Source organism: Acinetobacter lwoffii (genome assembly GCF_024129115.1).
Lineage (GTDB): Bacteria > Pseudomonadota > Gammaproteobacteria > Pseudomonadales > Moraxellaceae > Acinetobacter > Acinetobacter lwoffii_T.
This window is the reverse complement of the sequence record NZ_JAMXXO010000002.1, coordinates 307,323-325,428: the sequence shown is the minus strand read 5'-3', so window position 1 is coordinate 325,428 and position 18,106 is coordinate 307,323. Positions and strand designations below refer to the sequence as shown.

The 18,106-nt window shown below is 44.7% G+C and carries 17 protein-coding genes; 3 read left to right on the top strand and 14 right to left on the bottom strand.

Annotated elements, in window-relative coordinates; translation table 11 throughout:
- Positions 1–152: 152 nt before the first annotated feature.
- Entirely contained in the window at positions 153–416 is a 264-nt protein-coding gene (locus NI470_RS04060) for a hypothetical protein (protein ID WP_005108064.1), read from the top strand.
- A gap of 81 nt (positions 417–497) precedes the next feature.
- On the opposite strand, the gene NI470_RS04055 is transcribed toward NI470_RS04060, so the two are convergent.
- From NI470_RS04055 to NI470_RS04040, 4 genes are all read right to left on the bottom strand, one after another.
- Positions 498–1,607, bottom strand: coding sequence for a hypothetical protein (locus NI470_RS04055; protein ID WP_253147767.1), 1,110 nt, complete (start codon positions 1,605–1,607; stop codon positions 498–500).
- A gap of 92 nt (positions 1,608–1,699) precedes the next feature.
- Positions 1,700–3,097 carry a hypothetical protein gene (locus NI470_RS04050; RefSeq protein ID WP_253147766.1) on the bottom strand — a complete coding sequence of 466 codons (1,398 nt, stop codon included), beginning with the start codon at positions 3,095–3,097 and terminating at the stop codon, positions 1,700–1,702.
- Between the two features lie 10 nt (positions 3,098–3,107).
- Positions 3,108–3,287: a hypothetical protein gene (locus NI470_RS04045; protein WP_004647321.1), complete on the bottom strand. Its 180-nt coding sequence runs from the start codon at positions 3,285–3,287 to the stop codon at positions 3,108–3,110.
- Positions 3,288–3,504: 217 nt separating this feature from the next.
- Positions 3,505–3,708, bottom strand: a complete 204-nt coding sequence (locus NI470_RS04040; protein WP_016806869.1) for a hypothetical protein — start codon at positions 3,706–3,708, stop codon at positions 3,505–3,507.
- Between the two features lie 410 nt (positions 3,709–4,118).
- Between NI470_RS04040 and NI470_RS04035 the strand changes: the two genes are divergently transcribed.
- Positions 4,119–4,319, top strand: a complete 201-nt coding sequence (locus tag NI470_RS04035; RefSeq protein ID WP_004278594.1) for a dodecin family protein — start codon at positions 4,119–4,121, stop codon at positions 4,317–4,319.
- A 67-nt stretch (positions 4,320–4,386) separates the two neighbouring features.
- Here the strand turns inward: NI470_RS04035 and NI470_RS04030 are convergent, their stop codons facing one another.
- From NI470_RS04030 to ompR, 4 genes are all read right to left on the bottom strand, one after another.
- A complete protein-coding gene (locus NI470_RS04030) occupies positions 4,387–5,079 on the bottom strand; it encodes a DsbA family oxidoreductase (protein ID WP_004647323.1) in 693 nt (230 codons plus the stop codon).
- A 232-nt stretch (positions 5,080–5,311) separates the two neighbouring features.
- The gene (locus NI470_RS04025) at positions 5,312–6,829 is read right to left on the bottom strand and encodes an acetyl-CoA hydrolase/transferase family protein (RefSeq protein WP_253147765.1); all 1,518 of its coding nucleotides are present in this window, start codon (positions 6,827–6,829) and stop codon (positions 5,312–5,314) included.
- A 205-nt stretch (positions 6,830–7,034) separates the two neighbouring features.
- Positions 7,035–8,495, bottom strand: coding sequence for an ATP-binding protein (locus NI470_RS04020; RefSeq protein WP_180038619.1), 1,461 nt, complete (start codon positions 8,493–8,495; stop codon positions 7,035–7,037).
- 260 nt (positions 8,496–8,755) lie between these two features.
- Entirely contained in the window at positions 8,756–9,520 is a 765-nt protein-coding gene (ompR, locus tag NI470_RS04015; protein WP_004278590.1) for an osmolarity response regulator transcription factor OmpR, read from the bottom strand.
- Between the two features lie 335 nt (positions 9,521–9,855).
- Between ompR and NI470_RS04010 the strand changes: the two genes are divergently transcribed.
- A complete protein-coding gene (locus NI470_RS04010) occupies positions 9,856–12,207 on the top strand; it encodes a Tex family protein (protein WP_253146776.1) in 2,352 nt (783 codons plus the stop codon).
- A gap of 57 nt (positions 12,208–12,264) precedes the next feature.
- On the opposite strand, the gene NI470_RS04005 is transcribed toward NI470_RS04010, so the two are convergent.
- From NI470_RS04005 to NI470_RS03980, 6 genes are all read right to left on the bottom strand, one after another.
- Complete coding sequence (locus NI470_RS04005) at positions 12,265–12,582, bottom strand: hypothetical protein (RefSeq protein WP_004729331.1); 318 nt, start codon at positions 12,580–12,582, stop codon at positions 12,265–12,267.
- A 60-nt stretch (positions 12,583–12,642) separates the two neighbouring features.
- Complete coding sequence (locus NI470_RS04000) at positions 12,643–13,722, bottom strand: patatin-like phospholipase family protein (protein WP_253147764.1); 1,080 nt, start codon at positions 13,720–13,722, stop codon at positions 12,643–12,645.
- 167 nt (positions 13,723–13,889) lie between these two features.
- Complete coding sequence (locus tag NI470_RS03995) at positions 13,890–15,509, bottom strand: ABC1 kinase family protein (RefSeq protein ID WP_004729335.1); 1,620 nt, start codon at positions 15,507–15,509, stop codon at positions 13,890–13,892.
- A gap of 12 nt (positions 15,510–15,521) precedes the next feature.
- Positions 15,522–16,199, bottom strand: coding sequence for a ubiquinone biosynthesis accessory factor UbiJ (locus tag NI470_RS03990; RefSeq protein WP_253147763.1), 678 nt, complete (start codon positions 16,197–16,199; stop codon positions 15,522–15,524).
- Between the two features lie 12 nt (positions 16,200–16,211).
- Complete coding sequence (ubiE, locus tag NI470_RS03985; RefSeq protein WP_039901784.1) at positions 16,212–17,156, bottom strand: bifunctional demethylmenaquinone methyltransferase/2-methoxy-6-polyprenyl-1,4-benzoquinol methylase UbiE; 945 nt, start codon at positions 17,154–17,156, stop codon at positions 16,212–16,214.
- A gap of 146 nt (positions 17,157–17,302) precedes the next feature.
- Positions 17,303–18,007: a DUF8198 family protein gene (locus NI470_RS03980; protein WP_253147762.1), complete on the bottom strand. Its 705-nt coding sequence runs from the start codon at positions 18,005–18,007 to the stop codon at positions 17,303–17,305.
- Between the last annotated feature and the right edge of the window lie 99 nt (positions 18,008–18,106).

Genomic DNA, 18,106 nt, shown 5'->3' with positions numbered 1-18,106 from the left:
TTTTATGTCTGCTTCATTTTTCAATTCTAGAAATGATCTGGAAAAACGATAGACAGGATAAAAAAATACCTTCGAATCATAAATCTATATTTTGGATTATTAATTAATTTTTAATTTATAATTACGATTATAAAGCAAAGAGAGAGAATGTTATGAAATTTAAGCTGATGATCAGTATGGGCGCTGTAATCCTGATGTCGATGAGCCAAGTTAGTCTAGCGGCACCTGCTGCAGAAAAAATGGTACGCACAGATCGAATCAGTTTTTATAAAGTTGCGAAAGTAGAGGCAGCAAAACTACAACGTGTGCAACATAGCGATCGTATTCGCTTCAATATGCCAGTGATGGAGCAACCTTCATTACAGCAAAAACGAGTGCTACGCAGTGATCGTATTATCTTGAATAAAACCAGCTAATACTTACCGCGCTGATTGCCTCAATAATATTGAAAAAAGCCCATGAATGATGGGCTTTTATATTTTCCACCATCATTCAGTTTAAAACAATGCTTCTAAACGTACCAAAGCCCCGACATAGTGGTCACGATCCTCGCGATGATCATTCAGGTAGTTCAGGTCGGTCTGGACAAAAAACCATTCACGTAAAAAAGGTTGTCTCCACGACACATAGGGACCCCAGCGGTTAAGACGCAGATCCTTGTCATTTAGATAACCACCGGTATAAATGCCGTAACTAAAACGGTTGTCCTGAAAAAACTGATGTTGCCTAAAGGTGTAGTTGTCCCAGGTCAGATCGTCGTCTTGTTCATCTGCATAAGTCAGACTGAGCTGATTGGAGAAAAAGGCCTGATTGGGACGGGCGTGGATTAGTTCCAAGTTGGTCCGTAAATAGTTTTCACTTTGAATGCCATAGCGATAAATCTGTTCGGCATGAAAAGAGTAGTCATTTTCTAGTGTCCAGTCCTTACTGGCTTTGACACGCAGATAAATATCATCGCCAGAACGTAAGCCCAGATCCAGATCGGTTTCGAAAGGAATACGATCTGACCATTCAGACCAACGTAAGGCAAAAGAGCTGTTATCTTCACGTGCACGTTTAGTATCCAGACGTTTATCTCCGGAAGTGGCAGGATTTTCATTGGTAATCGCGACATTGCTGTCTAATTCATTGTCCAGACTGTCATCACCAAAAACCACACTCAGCTTTTGTTCCAAGGTTGGAAGTTTGATCTTGCCGCGGATTCGGGGTTTAATCTCATAGCCTTCATATTCATCCCAGCGATTATCTAAAATGATCCGTAATGTGGCTGCAGCTGGCTGATCTGGATCGGTTTCACCAAACCAGTTATCAATTTTATGCGCAGTACGATCGGCCCATTCGCGGAGGCCTTTCTGCTTTTGATCCGCCCATGAATAATTTTCTGTCTCTAGCGTGGATGGAACGATGGCGACACTTGATTGCTCCGGCAAAACGGTGGGTGTTGCATCGATCAAACGTGGAATCTGATCCAACAAGCCTGATCGGCTTGGCTCTGTATTTGTTGGACTGGCAGGAGCAGCTGTGACTGAATTTGCCCAAGACATGCTACCACTCATTCCTAAGCCCAGAGAGAGCAGTAAAATTTGAGTAATCCTGTTTATTTGCATGAGATATTTGTTGCTCTTGTATTCTTATATTCAGCTGTAGTTTTCTAAAAAACGGCCTTAAAAAGCAAGTTAAAGCTACAAAATAACAGCAATTATTCAATCATTTGAGCCTGAATTTCCCGATAAAGCTCTAATACCCGAATGGGTTGTGGCATTGTTAAAATAATATTGTGAATATTCTGCCAATTTAGCTGTTTGTCGCGTTGCAGCAAGATGTATGGATAGGCCAGCTCATCCTCTGCGAGAGAGATGCGTTTTTCACCATGAATCACTCGGATTTTTTGATGTTCCTGTAGCAAAAGCACTGGGGTAGAAAAATCCGCAGCAGCTTCTTGAAACGAGATAAATTTCTGCTTTTGAATGGACTGTGCGGGTATAAATGGATGGTAATCTGGCTGTGTCCAGACTGTTTCAGCCTGCTGCAAGTAAGCCGTTGAAAAAAGCTCGAGTTGCATGAAACTGGTGCTTATAACAGACCATGCCAGTGATTTAATCGCAGCAGCCTGGCGTTGATGATGGGTAAGCCAATGTTGAATACAATAGTGAGCCTGTAACTGACTCGGTACCCCCAAGAGCATCAGATATTTAACAAACTGGCCTTGCAGATTCAGTTGTTCAACCAAATAAACCTGACGTGCCTGCCAGTTATCTTCTGCTGCATAATACAGTGCGATATCCAGATAGGCAGGATGCTCGATATTGTGCCCCAATTCTAAAGCACAGAGTCGCTGGATATTGGTTTCTTCTAAGCCTAAAGGGTGTACATGGACGTTTAGTTCGCCTAGTTGGATCTGTGCAGGGAATTGAATCAATTCGGAGACTGTGATCTGTTCTTGCTGAATTGTCGTTTCAGTTTTTAGTTGAGGATCGGGAGGCTCCAGTACAGTGGGTACCTGTATGGGTAGCTCATCTGAGCGATGTAGTTCTAATGCATGGATTCTTGCACGCGGCCGTCCCCGATGATATTTGGTTGTTTCCACAGCTTTTAAGCTGATTTCAGCTTCGTTTAAGGATAGGGCAGGAACGATCAAGGGGGGATCCTGTTGCAGACAAGAAAACCGCTGCTGTTGTTGCAACAGCCAGATATAACAGTGTTGCAGTTCAGCCCATTGGCTGTGCAAGGAAGGAGATTGGGGAATCGGAATCAGCCAGATTTGCCAGCCACGTTCAGGATGATGTAAAACTGCCCAGCCTGAATCCGGATGGGCAGACAATGCTTGTTCCAGCGCCAAGATTTCGGTGAAATAGCCACGAAAGCTCAGATGATAAGACGTGTCAGCAGAAAATTGGTAAGCAACAAGTTCAGGCTGAGTGCGGGCTTTAAATGCTGAAATCTGGGTTTTGAAAATAGGCTCATCACACAGATTAAAAATATCGCGTATTCTTTTTTTAGAACGGGCAATTTCATATAAAGGCAGGACTTTATGCTCCAGTTGCTGCGCCAGTCCATGTAATTCTTTAATTAAGTGTGCTTTTTCTAAAGCATTCATTTTTTGATCTCTAGAGATGTTTCAGTGCTTTATCCAGGGTTTGTGCCAGTACAATGTTAACCGCCAGCTCGACCAGTCTGTATTCAGCAGAATTCGAGTCTGTATAGCTTTCTGCCATTTCAATTAAATAATCAATAGAAACTGACTGAGGCGGAATTTTGCCCTGTACCAATGCCTGAAGTTCATGCATAAAAAATTTTCTTATCATTAATCTATTTATATTGCTGCAATTATAAGCAGAGATCACATAAAATAGTGATCTATTTTGAGTGTTTTATAAACAAATTTTTTAATTAAAAGTGATAAAAATCAATAGAAAAAATGAGAGTAGGAAATAGTCGATATTTTTGAGAGTTGTGCATCTTTTACACAGAATGTGTTCAATATGATAAAAAAAGCAGGCTGAATCAATCAGCCTGTTTTAATGCAAAACAGTTTTGCATTAAGCCGTTTTTTTCAGTTGCTACAGTCGCAGCATCTGTATTTACTGTTTCAGCAGGTGCTTTAGTCGCTGGAAAGTCTGGCAGATGAACCACTTGCGCCATTTGTGCAGACGCTTGAACGGAAAAAGCCATAACGGTTGCAGCGAAAGCAAATTTAAGAGCATTCATAGGATGACCTTTAATATCAGAGTGTTCAATGACTTGAACAGAGGAGAATATTTAAACTTAATTCGGGTGAAATAATAGCAAATAAGACTTAATATAAAATGATAGATTCGGCAAATTCAGGCAGTAAATTTTAGATAAATTACTCTATAAAACAATAAATTAGTGTATTTACTCTAGTTTGATTTTTATGATTTTACAGGACTTTATGCTTTGTTTTGGCGATGAGAATCTGGACTTGATCGAGTGCCAAAACAAACGGCGATGTGTTTTTGATCTGCCAATTTAAGATTGAATTTCTAGCTTTGTTCAATCCATGTAAGTTTTTGCTATCGCTTGTTTACGGGCTGCTGCAATCTTCTGAGAATGGACTAAGATGGAATTCCATTCATTTTCATGCTGAGAGTTTTATTATGGCAATTGCAAAAGTGGTAGAAGTCAATTCAAGCAGCAATAAAAGCTTTGAAGATGCGATTCAAACGGGCATTCAAAAAGTCACAGAAACGGTCAAAAATGTACAAGGTGCTTGGATCAATGAACAGAAGGTTGTCATTAAAGAAAATAAAATCACGGAATATCGTGTCAATTTAAAAATTAGTTTTCTGGTTGATTAAGCGAATGCCATTCAATAACAAATAAAAAAACCCCATTTAAAATGGGGTTTTTTTATTGAACGTTGTTTTATTTAGCTTGGTCTGGCGTGTCACACGTTTCTGGTGAGCACTGTGCTGCCTGACTGTTGGTTGATGTATCGAGCGCTTTTTCAAATACTTGCAGGAAAACTTCTTTAGGCTGCGCGCCTGCCAATGCCACACGTTGATCAAAAACAAAGAAAGGTACACCGGTCACTTTGAGTTGTTCATGTGCGACTTCCTGATCGAATTTGACGAAATCAGCATATTCTTCCGAATCCAACAGGTCATCGACTTCGACCGGATTCAGGCCAATACGCGCTGCGACATCTTCCAGTGTTTCACGTTCTCCAATCGCCAGACCTTGGGTCATATAGCTATAGAAGAACGCTTCCTGTGCTTCATTGCCCAAACCTTTGCTTTGCGCCAGGTGAATCAGGCGATGCGCATTAAAGGTATTGCCTGAATTGGCACCTTCCCAGTTAAATTCAATACCTTCGGCTTTGGCCATTTCAGCAATATTGCGCTGCATCTCTTCGACTTCTGCCACGGTGCGGCCATATTTTTGCGCCAGACGCTCAGAGTTGGAGACTTCCTGACGTACCGGTGCTTCAGGATCGAGCTGGAAACTGTGCCAATGTACTTCTAGCTCAATACCTGCTTCTTGTGCAGCAGCTTCTAAACGTTTTTTACCAATATAGCAGAAGGGGCAAACCACATCTGACCAGATATCTACGCGCATGTCATGTCTCTAATTTTGCTCTTGTGTTCAAGTATGAGGGTGAAGAATCAGAATTTAAAGCCCTTGAGCATCAGAAGTGTATTTCTACAGCAGATCGGCAGGATAAATAAAAGAAGAAAGAGTAGGTGATAGCCAGATGGCTTCCTTAATATAATCAGGTTCTGACTATTCAAAAAAAATATAAAAATGCCATAAAAAAACGCCCCGTAGGGCGTTTTGTGAATGCAGTCAATTATGCAGTTTTTACTGCAGCTTCAACAGCAAGCATGTGACCATTTTCTTCGAAGTTTGAGTGCCAAGAAAGCGCTTCACGAAGAAGATGAGGGGTATGGCCGCCTTTTGCACATGCACGGTCAAAGTAATCATTCAACGCATCGCGGTACATTGGGTGCGCACAGTTATCAATTACTGCACGTGCACGCTCACGCGGAGCCAAACCACGAAGATCCGCAAGACCTTGTTCAGTCACTAGGATATCAACATCATGTTCTGCGTGGTCGATATGTGAAGCAAACGGCACTACAGAAGAGATGTCTCCACCTTTCGCGATTGATTTGGTTACGAAGATCGCCAAGTGGGCATTACGTGCGAAGTCACCTGAACCACCAATACCGTTCATCATCTTGGTACCACATACGTGAGTTGAGTTCACGTTACCGTAAATATCAAACTCAAGTGCAGTGTTGATGCCGATAATACCTAAACGACGTACCAGTTCAGGATGGTTTGAAATTTCCTGTGGACGTAATACCAGTTTGTCTTTGTATTGTTCTAGGTTGTTAAATACTTTCTCGCCGTACTTAGCAGAAAGCGTAATAGAAGAACCTGAAGCAAACTTCATTTTACCGGCATCGATCAATTCAAACGTACAGTCTTGTAGTACTTCTGAGTACATGATCAAGTCTTCGAAGTTTGAATCTTTCAGACCCGTCAATACGGCGTTTGCAATTGAACCGATCCCTGCTTGAAGAGGTCCGAGGTTTTTCGGTAGACGGTCTTCAGCTACTTCTTTTTCAAAGAAAGCGATCAAATGGTTGGCAATGCTTTGAGTCTCATCATCTGGTGCGGTTACAGTAGATGGAGAGTCGTGCAATTCGCTGTTAAATACGATACCAACAATTTTAGATGGATCGATATTGATCGCATGTGTCCCGATACGCTCATCCACTTGAGTCAAAGGAATCGCTTGACGCGTTGGACGGTATGACGGGATATAGATATCGTGTAAGCCTTCAAATGCCGGGCTTAAGTTGGTATTGATTTCTACAATTACTTTTTCAGCAAAGATTGCAAAGCTTGCAGAGTTACCTACAGATGTGGTTGGAATGATGCCACCATCTTCAGTGATTGCAACCGCTTCAATGATCGCAACATCTGGTTTTTTCAACTGCAGGTTACGCATTTGCTCAACAGTTTCAGACAAGTGCTGGTCAATGAACATCACTTCGCCGTTGTTGATCGCTTTACGTAAAGTATTGTCTACCTGGAACGGTAAACGACGTGCCAATACACCAGCTTCAGTCAGTTGTTTGTCTAGATCGTTCCCTAGTGATGCACCAGTAATTAACGTGATCTTTAATGGATTTGCTTTTGCCTGTTGAACCAAAGCTAAAGGAACCGCCTTCGCTTCACCCGCGCGAGTAAAGCCACTCATACCCACAGTCATGCCATCTTGGATGAATTCAGCCGCTTGTTCAGGGCTGATGACTTTGTTGTGTAGGGAGGCTAAACGGATACGATCTAAAGACATTTTAACTCTCATTAATTCTTAAACTATGATACGGATTGTACCGCTCAAAAAATGTATTGTGCATAGGTGTTAGGCTAAGGTCTAATTTTTTAGCTAAATGTAGGTATAATAAAAAATGATGATTTTTAAATGATTGAATTCGTGAACTATAAAATGAATTGTATAGAAAAACTAAAAAGTCATTTGTTGAATTACTGATCACTTCTTAAAAGTGATCAGTCAAGGTTTGGCGGATTTTATCGAGTGTAGTGGCGGGGGGAAGTGTCTCAGGGTTCGCCTGATTCACGGGTAGTGAAATGATAGCTTCCAGCCCACCTTCAGGACGATTATGGATACGTAATTGACCATGGTGAATATCGACAATCCGTTTCACAATGGCCAGCCCCAAGCCACTGCCTTGTACCGTTCGTGCCGAATTGCCCCGAACAAAAGGCTGCATCAAGGCTTCAATCTGATCTTCCGGAATGCCTTCGCCATGGTCTGCGACACAAATCAACAGTTGATCTTCTTCAACATGCGCAGAAAGCTCAATTGGTTCTGAACCATAGCGTTTTGAGTTGTTGATCAGATTGCCAATCAGTCTTTTTAGCGACATGCTACGTGCCTGAATGGTCGGTATATCTTGTGGGGTGAAACGGATATCTAGCGGTTTAAACTGCTTGACCAGTTCCTGTAGCAGTACATTGACATTGGTGTCCTGCGGTTCTTCATCGGAACCGTCGCGCATATAGGAAATGAACTGATCCAGAATCGCGTCCATATCTTCGACATCATAAATCAGGCCTTCTTTGAGAAAGTCTTCATCTGGCATCATTTCGGCACTGAGGCGGATTCGGGTTAAGGGCGTGCGCAAGTCATGTGAAATGCCGGCCAGCATGATTCGGCGTTCCCGCTCGGTCTGGTCCAGCGTATAAATCATCTGATTAAAGGCATGATTGACCTGACGGATTTCCAGTGGACCATGATTGGTATCTAGATAGGGTGCTGAGCCGATGCGGCTATAACTGTTGGCGGCATTCTGCAAACGGCGTAAAGGACGGTTGAGCTGACGCACCAAGGTCAAAATAATGATGCCGACAATAATCGGCGTGCCAAGCAACCAGCCCAAAATCAGTTCATTGCTATAATTGGCATAAGTCTTTAAAGGTTCCTGTACCCAGTGGCCATTCATTTCAGGGGTCTGGATCCAGATACGTGGACTCGGCTTAAACTGGAAATAGACTGTGGCTTGTTCGATACGTAACTCTTTGGCCAGTTTGGTTTCGATCTGCCGGGTAAAAAATTCTGCAATCAGCTTTTCACGGACAGTGGGATATTCTGCTGGATTGGTCACGTATTCAATGCCGACCCGATTTCTTAACCAATCGTCAATGTCGACTTCCTGCTGTTTGTGATACAGGCGCAGATCGGGATTGTTGAGAATTTCCAGTTCCATGGCCAGATAACGCGCATGTTGCTGGATTTCAGGTAAAAACAGGGTACGCCAAAAGAACCATAAGGACATGAACAGGCTGAAACAGACCACGAAAACCACCAGTACCGTGGTACGCATGGCAGCAGAACGCGGTTTGATCTTGTCGAGAAAGCGTTCCCCGCGGGTACGCTTTTTTTCCGAGTAGCTGACAAAATCGGTAAATTTTTGTGGATCGATGGGGTCGAGTTTCACACCAGCTCCCTGTAGGCATTTTCCAAATTGAGCAGTAATAATATTTGTAATGGAATCTTACTGCTTGAACCTTCGATGGAAGGAGCTTGTTGTGTTACTTTTTTTGAAAAAATGAGTAACACTGTTAGGCAAGTAAAAACTTTGCCATTCGCTGAACTCGCGCATTTGTATACGAGCCTTTAAAGAAGGGAGGCTCAAACAGCAGCGAATGACTTTTAGGAACAATAGACTGGGGTAATCTTTATCCTATAATTTTTCCTTTATTCAGCACCATCTGGAACAAAGACATAACCCACACCCCATACGGTCTGGATATAACGTGCACGCGCAGGATTTTCTTCAACCAGACGGCGTAAACGTGACACCTGAACATCAATTGAACGTTCCATGGCACCCCATTCACGGCCACGCGCCAGATTCATCAGCTTGTCGCGGGTTAATGGTTCGCGTGGATGTTGAACCAGTGCTTTCAGTACCGCAAACTCACCAGTAGTGAGCGTTACCACTTGGCCTTCACGGGTCAGAGTGCGGGTAGAGAGATCTAGCGACCATGGGCCAAAAGAAACCACTTCCATCTGTTGGCTTGGTGCACCCGGCACTTCACGTACCTGACGGCGCAATACCGCACGAATACGTGCCAGCAGCTCATTCGGGTTAAACGGTTTAGGCAAGTAATCATCGGCACCTGCTTCTAAACCGGCAATACGATCCGAGTCGCTACCACGAGCGGTGAGCATAATGATAGGCGTATCGATATTGGATTGGCGTAAACGACGACAGATACTCAAGCCATCTTCGACCGGAAGCATAAAGTCGAGCACGATCAGAGAAAACAGTTCCCGCTGTAAAAGTCGATCCATCTGCGTGGCATCATGTGCAGTTTTAACCACAAAGCCTTTATCTTCGAGAAAACGCTGTAATAAGGTACGCAGACGAACATCATCATCAACCACCAGGATCCGTTCGACCCGGTCCGTTTCGGTATGTACGGCATCGGCTTTTTCAGCAGGTACAACTAAACTCATGAGATGCTCCTTTATTCTTTATTGTCGTCATAAACAAAAATCAAATAGGCTTTGAGTATACGATTCATTGATATTAATTGACTATGCTCTAAAGCACCAAATATTGCAGTTAAAATCAAGACATAGATACCAAATATATACATCTAAATGAGCAAAAAATACGATTTTAAGCTGGATAAAAAGCAAAGTTCATACAAACTTTATCGGGAAAAGCTGAAAACTGTGGCACTTCATAATATAAAGATGAGGTAAATTAATAAAAACAATGGTGGATTTTATAGACCCGGTCTTTATAATCATGCCATTTAGTACTTATCCTTGTGGGATCAAACACGATGACTGACTTAGTTCAGCAGTTGGCAAAAGAACTTGCCGTACGTCCAAATCAAGTTGAGGCTGCCATCAAGCTTATTGATGAAGGTGCCAGTGTTCCTTTTATTGCACGTTACCGTAAAGAAGTAACGCAAGGCTTAGACGATACGCAACTACGTCAACTCGATACGCGTTTATCATACTTGCGTGATTTGTATGAGCGCCGTGAAAAGGTGATTGAATCACTCAAAGAACAAGATAAATTATCTGATGATTTATTGGCGCGTGTGAATGCCGCTGAAACCAAAAATGCATTAGAAGAAATTTACGCGCCGTACCGTCCAAAACGTACCAGTAAATCATTCAAGGCCAAAGAAGCCGGTCTAGGCCCGATTGCCGAAAAAATCTTTAATGAAGCCGTTGATCCAGCTGAAGCTTTGGTGGGTTTTAGCCATGAAGATTACCCAGATACTGAAAGCCAGCTTGATGCGATCCAGCACATCCTGATTGATGACTGGGCGCAAAATATCGCGCTGACCACTGAACTTAAAGCGACATTTGCAAAAACTGCCGTGCTGAAAAGTTTGGTTGCCAGTGATGAGAAAAAAGAAGTCGGTAAAAAATTCCGTGATTATTTCGATTTCTCTGAAAACTTGAACAAAGTGCCTTCACATCGTTTATTGGCGATGCTGCGTGGCCGTCAGGAAAACGTTTTAGGCCTGAAAGTTGATGGCGAAGATGATGCTCCATTGGCGCGTATTGAAACTGAATACAATCTTGAAACTGTTCAGCCACAAGCTCGTCAGGATTTCTTGAAGCAAACTGCAAAATTGTTCTGGCTCGGTAAAGTTCGTCCAACGATTGAACATTCATTGCTGACTGAAAAACGTCTGGCTGCTGAAACAGAAGCGATGAACGTCTTTGCTGAAAACCTGCGTCATTTACTGCTGTCTGCACCTGCAGGCGCACGTACCACTTTGGGCGTGGACCCAGGTATCCGTACTGGTGTGAAACTGGCGGTGGTGAACGAGTCTGGTGATGTACTGGCACATAGTACGATTTATCCATTTGCGCCAAAAGATGATAAAGATGGTTCATTAACTGAACTTGCACGTTTATGCCGCGAGTTCAATGTTGACCTGATCGCGATTGGTAATGGTACTGCAAGCCGTGAAACTGAAGCTTTAGTTGCTGAAATGATGGCTGCGAACAGTGATCTGAAAATGACACGTGTGTCTGTGTCTGAAGCAGGTGCATCTGTATATTCAGCATCTGAACTGGCTTCACAGGAACTTCCAGAGCTGGACGTGTCGATCCGTGGTGCAGTATCGATTGCACGCCGTTTGCAGGATCCATTGGCGGAACTGGTGAAAATCGATCCGAAATCGATTGGTGTGGGTCAGTATCAACATGACGTGAACCAGACCGGTCTGGCGAAAACCTTAGAAGCAGTAGTCGAAGACTGTGTGAACTCGGTGGGTGTGGATGTAAATACTGCATCAGCAGCGATTTTGGGTTATATCGCAGGTCTGAACAAATCGATCGCACAGCAAATTGTGGAATTCCGTAAGGAAAATGGTCGTTTTGACAATCGTCAGTCTTTGAAAAAAGTACCACGTTTAGGTGAGCGTACTTTTGAGCAGTCTGCGGGCTTCTTGCGTATTCAAGATGGTACAGAGCCACTAGATGCTTCTGCAGTTCACCCTGAGTCATATGCTTTGGTGAGCAAAATTGTTGAAGCAAAAGCAACGACTGTAAAAGATATCATTGGCAATACTGAAATCATTCGCCAAGTGAATGCTGAAGAATTTGCAGACGAGAAATTCGGTCTGCCGACAATTCAAGACGTATTGGCTGAACTGGAAAAACCGGGCCGTGACCCGCGTCCAGAGTTCCGCACTGCTAAATTCCGTGATGACATTACTGAAGTTGCGCAATTGTCTGAAGGCATGCAGCTGGAAGGTGTAGTGACAAATGTCACTAACTTCGGTGCATTTGTCGATGTGGGTGTGCATCAAGATGGTTTGGTACATATTTCTGAACTTGCCAATGAATTCGTCGCTGATCCGCATAAAGTGGTGAAACCGGGTCAAATCGTACAAGTCCGTGTTTTGAATGTGGATGCTGAACGTAACCGTGTCAATCTGTCGATGCGTCCTGAAGGTTCTGAAGCTCCGGCGAAAGCACCACGTCAACCACGTCGTGACAATGAGCAACGCGGTGAACGTAAGCCTCAAGGCAAACGTCCACAGCAAGCACGTCCGCAAGGCGACCGTCCTCAGGGCAAGAAACCGCAAGCGGCTAAACCACAAGAGCAAAAAATTGGTGGTTTGGGTGCATTGCTATTGCAAGCAGGGATTAAAGGTTCTAAATAATTTTCAGATATCTTTAATTTAAAAAACCTCCCAATTGGGAGGTTTTTTATTGGATCATTATGAGTTAATCATCGGCACAATCCAGCTGGTGATAATCAGCAAAATACCGAGATGCCCCAATTTTCGTGTCACATAGACCAGTTTAGATGGTGGCTGTTCCAGTCTTTTTGCATATTCTTCCATGCTAATGCCGGGCTTGCCTTTACTGGTAAATAAAAACACCGCCAGGTCGATACAGATCAGAATCGTACCGATATCAGCGACCAGTTCCATCAGGACAAAATCCTGGCGATACAGCGACATGCTGACGCTATAAATCAGATAAATGGCAAAGGCCAGACACAGGTATTGCAGGACAACTAAAAACTTCTGCATAAATTTCAACAGTTCACAAAATTAAAGCAATTATACAAATAATCGGGCAGCTGCTGCCAATTACAAGGCTTGCATCACCTCAGCAAAATTCTGCTTCTCGACCAGTTCCAGAAATTCATCGCCCAGACGCTGACTTTCCGCAATACATTGCTTCCACAGCTGAATCCGTTGGGTTTGATCCAAATCTTTTAAGTTAAAGTCTTTACGATCAGGCAAACGACCCAAAGGCAAACTTTGCAGATATTGCTGCGATGGAGAAAGCAGCAAAGTTCGTGCCTGATTTTCCGGATTTGAGGTACGTTTAAATAACTTGTCAAACCAGCCAGGGGTAATGCTATCGGTAAAATGTGGATACAGCACAATGCCTTTGCTCTGAAAGGGCAGGTCAATGTGATAGTCAATCAGGCCACCATCACGATAATAACCCTGCGGTGCATCCGGAATATTGTTCACCGCTGCCATTACCCCGGGAATAGACGCTGAAGCCATCAACCAGGACAACACACTCTGTTCGGTTAGTGCATGATAATGCGTGGTAAATCCATCTTCAGCGATTTTAAACTGTTCACCGATATTGGGCTGGCTGATTACACGTTGCATGAAATGACGGCTGTGCCGGCGCGCGACTGCGGTCGTTCCAAGAATTCCAGCCACAGAAGCCAACAACGGCAATGCCTTGTCACTCTGGAAAATGTGTTGGGCTTTAATTGAAATGACTGCGAGATGATAATCTGGATGATTGACCAGATCGTTTTCTTTGCCTTGTACCAGATCCAGCAGCATGCCACGGCAGATGTCGCTGACATCCTGACGGGTCATTTTTTTATGAAAATAGAGGTTGGTATACAGCTCAGCTAAGCGTTCGGTTCCCTGTTGAGCACCATGTGCAGCCATACTGGCAAAGCGCCAGCTGCCAATCGAAGAACCCACCAGAGTTCTACGCTGAGGTGCACGTGGAAAAAACTCACCAAAAATCGCCTGATCCAGTCCCTGGATCCCGATGCCTTTGGGGCCACCTGCAGCACCAGGTACAATATCGACTTGTTCGGGTTGCAAACCTTGTTGCAGAATCAGCTCACGTGCCAGATGGCCAGCACGAATCGTCAGCGCAGGCGCACGTTTTTGTAAAATCTGTACCATGGTTGAACCTATACTAGCCAAATGTGTGCTTATTTTAAGCGATAGGTCTGAAGACCCAATGGCAAGATATGTCCTAAGGTGACTTTGGAGTCATCCTCATCTTTAAGACATAAAAAAAGCCTGCATCATTTCAGGCTTTTTTTATCATGTTCTAAAATCACGGAGATTTATTTAGCAATCCGCCAGACGGCAAGCACGCTTGCGAGCACAATCAGAATCACCGACACAAACCATGGTGAAATAATTGCAATCGCCAGCAGAATGGCCATGACGCTGCCAAACATCCAGCTGCGTTTTTGCTGATGTTCCATTTGCAGGCGCATGCTTTGTAATTCATTGAGCTGTTTGGCATGCCATGCCGACTGGTTTTTTAAACCATTTAAGCTGTCGATCATCAGGGTCGGTAAATCCTGCGCCCCTAAAAGCAGATCCGGGATTTTCTGTCCCAGTTCTTTTAGGTTCTTTTGCGGATTCATCTGGGCCTTGATCCAGTCTGTCAGGATCGGTTTGGCCAGACTCCAGATATCCAGTTCAGGATATAGGTCGGTTCCTAAACCTTCGACATGCACCAAAGTTTTTAGCAGCAGCATCAATTGAGGGGGAATTTCGAGATGGAAACGACGAGCGATATCCATCACTTCAATCAGAATGCCGGCAAAATCCAGTTCATGCATCGGTTTTGAGACCATTGGCCCCACACTGCGGCGCATTTCACGAGCCAAAGCATCCTGATCAGTCCCCGGTGGAATCCAGCCAGCCTGATGCACCACCTGAATCAGCTGCATAAAGTCGCTGTTCATGACCGCTAGTAGCATGCGTGCTACGGTCATCTGGTCGTGTTTGGACAGTTCGCCCATAATCGCGCAGTCCAGCGCAATAAAACGCGGATTGGCCGGATTGATGGTTTCTACAAAGACATTTCCCGGATGCATATCGGCATGGAAGAAGTTATCGCGGAACACCTGGGTAAAGAAGATGGTCAGGCCTTTACGCGCCAGATCGGCCCGATCCATGCCCAGCCGGTCAAAGGTCGCGATATCTGAAATCGGCACCCCGGTAATGCGCTCGGCTACCAGCACGTCTTTGCTGTCCATATAAATTTCCGGCACATACATCATGCTCGAGCCGGTAAAGTGATGGCGCATACGGCGGGTATTGTCTGCTTCCAGCGTCAGATCCAGCTCATTCAGAATGATCTGGCGATAGTCCTGAATGATTTCTGATAAATGTAGGGCACGTGCTGCTTCCAGACGTTTTTCCAGAAATTGACCGAGCCATTCCAGAATTTCAAAATCCTGCAAAATCTGCTGGCGAATATTAGGGCGGGTGACTTTGACCACGACTTCACGGCCATCATGCAGGGCAGCCGTATGTACCTGTGCAATCGAAGCTGCTGCCAGTGGCTGGGTGTCGAAACGCGCGAACAAGGTATTTACATCAGCTTTCAGGGATTCCTGAATGCGCATCTTGGCCACGTCATTATCAAACGGCTTGACCCGATCTTGCAGCAAAACCAGTTGCTGTAAAACTTCAGGTGGAATCAGGTCACGACGGGTTGAGAGCAGCTGACCAAGCTTAATCGCCAACGGTCCCATTTCCTCTAAAGCCAGTTTCAGCTTGAGCGGATTTTTACGTTCACGACTAGACCAGGCGGCCGGATGCATCCGGATGAGGGACAGCACATGCCGCGACTTTTCTGGTAATTCTTCCGCAGGAAACAACGTGTCGAGTCGATAGTGCGCGGCGATGCGCCAAAGTTCGAGTAAACGTGAAACATGCGGAATCATAAAGCTGTGTACCTAGTCTTGAGTAGAATTGTTGGAGGCATCGATTTGAGCCTGAAGCTGATGGATTTTTGCTTCAACCCGATCTAAATTTTGATTCAGGATACGGGTGTCCTGATTCAGGTCATCCATTTGCCAGCGGGGGGCAAACAGACCACTGTCTTCTTTTAAGGCATCTTCGGCAAAGAATAATTGACTTTGCAGGGTACGTTTTAGCTGCTGGGGCAGCAGTTGCAATTTACCAATTTCATGTGCCAGTGTCGGGCCAATCCAGGGACTTAAGTGCGCCGCCAGATCCAGTTCCGCCTGTTGCATGATGCGCTGGATTTCCTGCAATAACTTGTAGTCGCCTTGCAATGGAATATTGCCCACTTCATCGGAAAGCAGCAGCTTGAGTAATTCCACCACATTGCTGACCTGCAAGGTTGCGGTCGCTTCAAGGACTGTCGCGGAACTTGCGTCAAATGGACGCTGTTCAAAGACCGAAGGTGTTTCGGTATGACCGGTTGCCGTTGGCTCCAGACGAACTTTACCCTCATCAAAAAACACATCGACCGAAAGCTGTGGCGAGGCGATCACCACCCGCAGCATTTTACCGGATAGGGCATTCAGCTGGATGCGGGTAATGGCATCCAGATCAATCACATGATGAATCACGCGTTCAACAGCACCGAGTGCCAGAATTGACCACATAGGCAAGGAACCTTAAAGTTTGAAACCGCGGTGAACCGCAACAATCCCGCCAGTCAGGTTGTGATAGTCACAATTCTGGAAGCCGGCATTTTTCATCATGCCTTTCAGGGTGCGCTGATCTGGATGCATACGGATCGATTCAGCTAGGTATTTATAGCTTTCTGCATCATTGGCAATGATTTTACCCATGATTGGCAATGCTGTGAACGAATAAAGGTCATACAGCTTAGAGAATGGCTCAAACACTGGTTTAGAAAATTCTAGAACCAGTAAACGGCCACCTGGCTTAAGGACGCGGTACATCGCAGCCAGTGCCGCATCTTTATCGGTCACGTTACGCAGGCCGAAAGAAATCGTTAAAAGATCGAAGCTGTTGTCTGCAAATGGTTCTAAGGTTTCGGCATTGGCCAGAACGAAATCGACATTGGTACAGCCCGCATCAATCAGACGGTCACGACCGACATTCAGCATGGATTCGTTAATATCAGACAGTACCACATGACCCGTCGGGCCCACTTCGCGGCTAAAGACTTTAGCCAAGTCGCCAGTACCACCCGCGATATCCAGCACATGCTGGCCACGGCGTACACCTGACATATTGATTGCAAAACGCTTCCACAGGCGATGAATACCAAAAGACATCAGATCATTCATGATGTCGTATTTGCTGGCCACCGAGTGGAACACTTCTGCGACTTTCTGGGCTTTTTCTTCGCTGTTAACAGTTTGATAGCCGAAGTGTGTGGTTGAGCCGACGTTACCGGTATTGGCACCACGCGGCAGATTATATTTAGGCACAGTACCCGTCACAGGCGTGTCAGTCAGACGTTGTTCTAAAGATTGTTGCTGACCTTGCGGGGTGCCTTGTGGAAGGGGTTCAGTTAAGAATGGGCTCACTTTGTCTGTCTGTTGTGCCGACTCGGGGGTAGGGGTAGGCGTTGTATTTTCATTCGACATTGGAGTCACTCCTAACATATCAATCGGGTTAATCTTGCATTGTCTGCATCATGACAGATTCTAAAGGCTTATTCAGCAATCATGATGCAATTGTTATGAATAATATACAGAAAAATTCACGCTTGGCAGAAATACTCATCGGGTATTTACTGAAACGGTAGCGGATCGCCAGAATGTACTTTATCGATAATCTGGCGTTCGGTTGCCGTGAACGCGCGTACAAATTTTTCTGCCGATTTGAGTGGCTTCATGGCCAGAAAACCATCCTGCATAAATTCATACATTACCTGAAAGTTATATTTATTCGCTGCGCCCTTACACATTTTAAAGGCCGTATAGACCACAAATGAACGCATATATTTATCCAGACTCATACCGAGCTGATCCAGCATAGCCAGCTGTTTTAGGCGTGCTTCACCCTGATCCAGCTTCAAATAGGTCAGGCGCATCATCTCGTCAGTCAGCGGTTCATGTGGATGATAATCCTGTAATAACTGAATCGCGACCTGTTCATCGAGCTGTACCGCCAAAATAGCCAGCTCTACACCTGAGGTGCCGGTTTTAATGGCATTTTCCGGAATAACTTTTTCTGCTTTATGCGCATATTTCATCAGCCGGGCAATCTGTTCTGCCAGCGCATCAAAGTCAGCGCCGCCGTAGAGACGGTTCAGGAAATACTCGGACATCAACAGGTTTTGTTTTTCAGCAAAATGGGCGCGATGGGTGCGCTGCATGCGGACTTTCTGCCAGGCTTGCACATCCTCTAAACGGCTTAGAATGTCAGGCCGGGTGTGATAAGCCAGTTGATAATAATGCGCTAACAGATCATCGAGTACGGCAAGTTTGGACATGAGGCTTCAATTATGATTGGAGGATGCAAGAATCTTAGAGGCTGCCGGACAATCCTGCTATGACAAATTGAACAGAGATCGGGCATTTGTATGTCAATC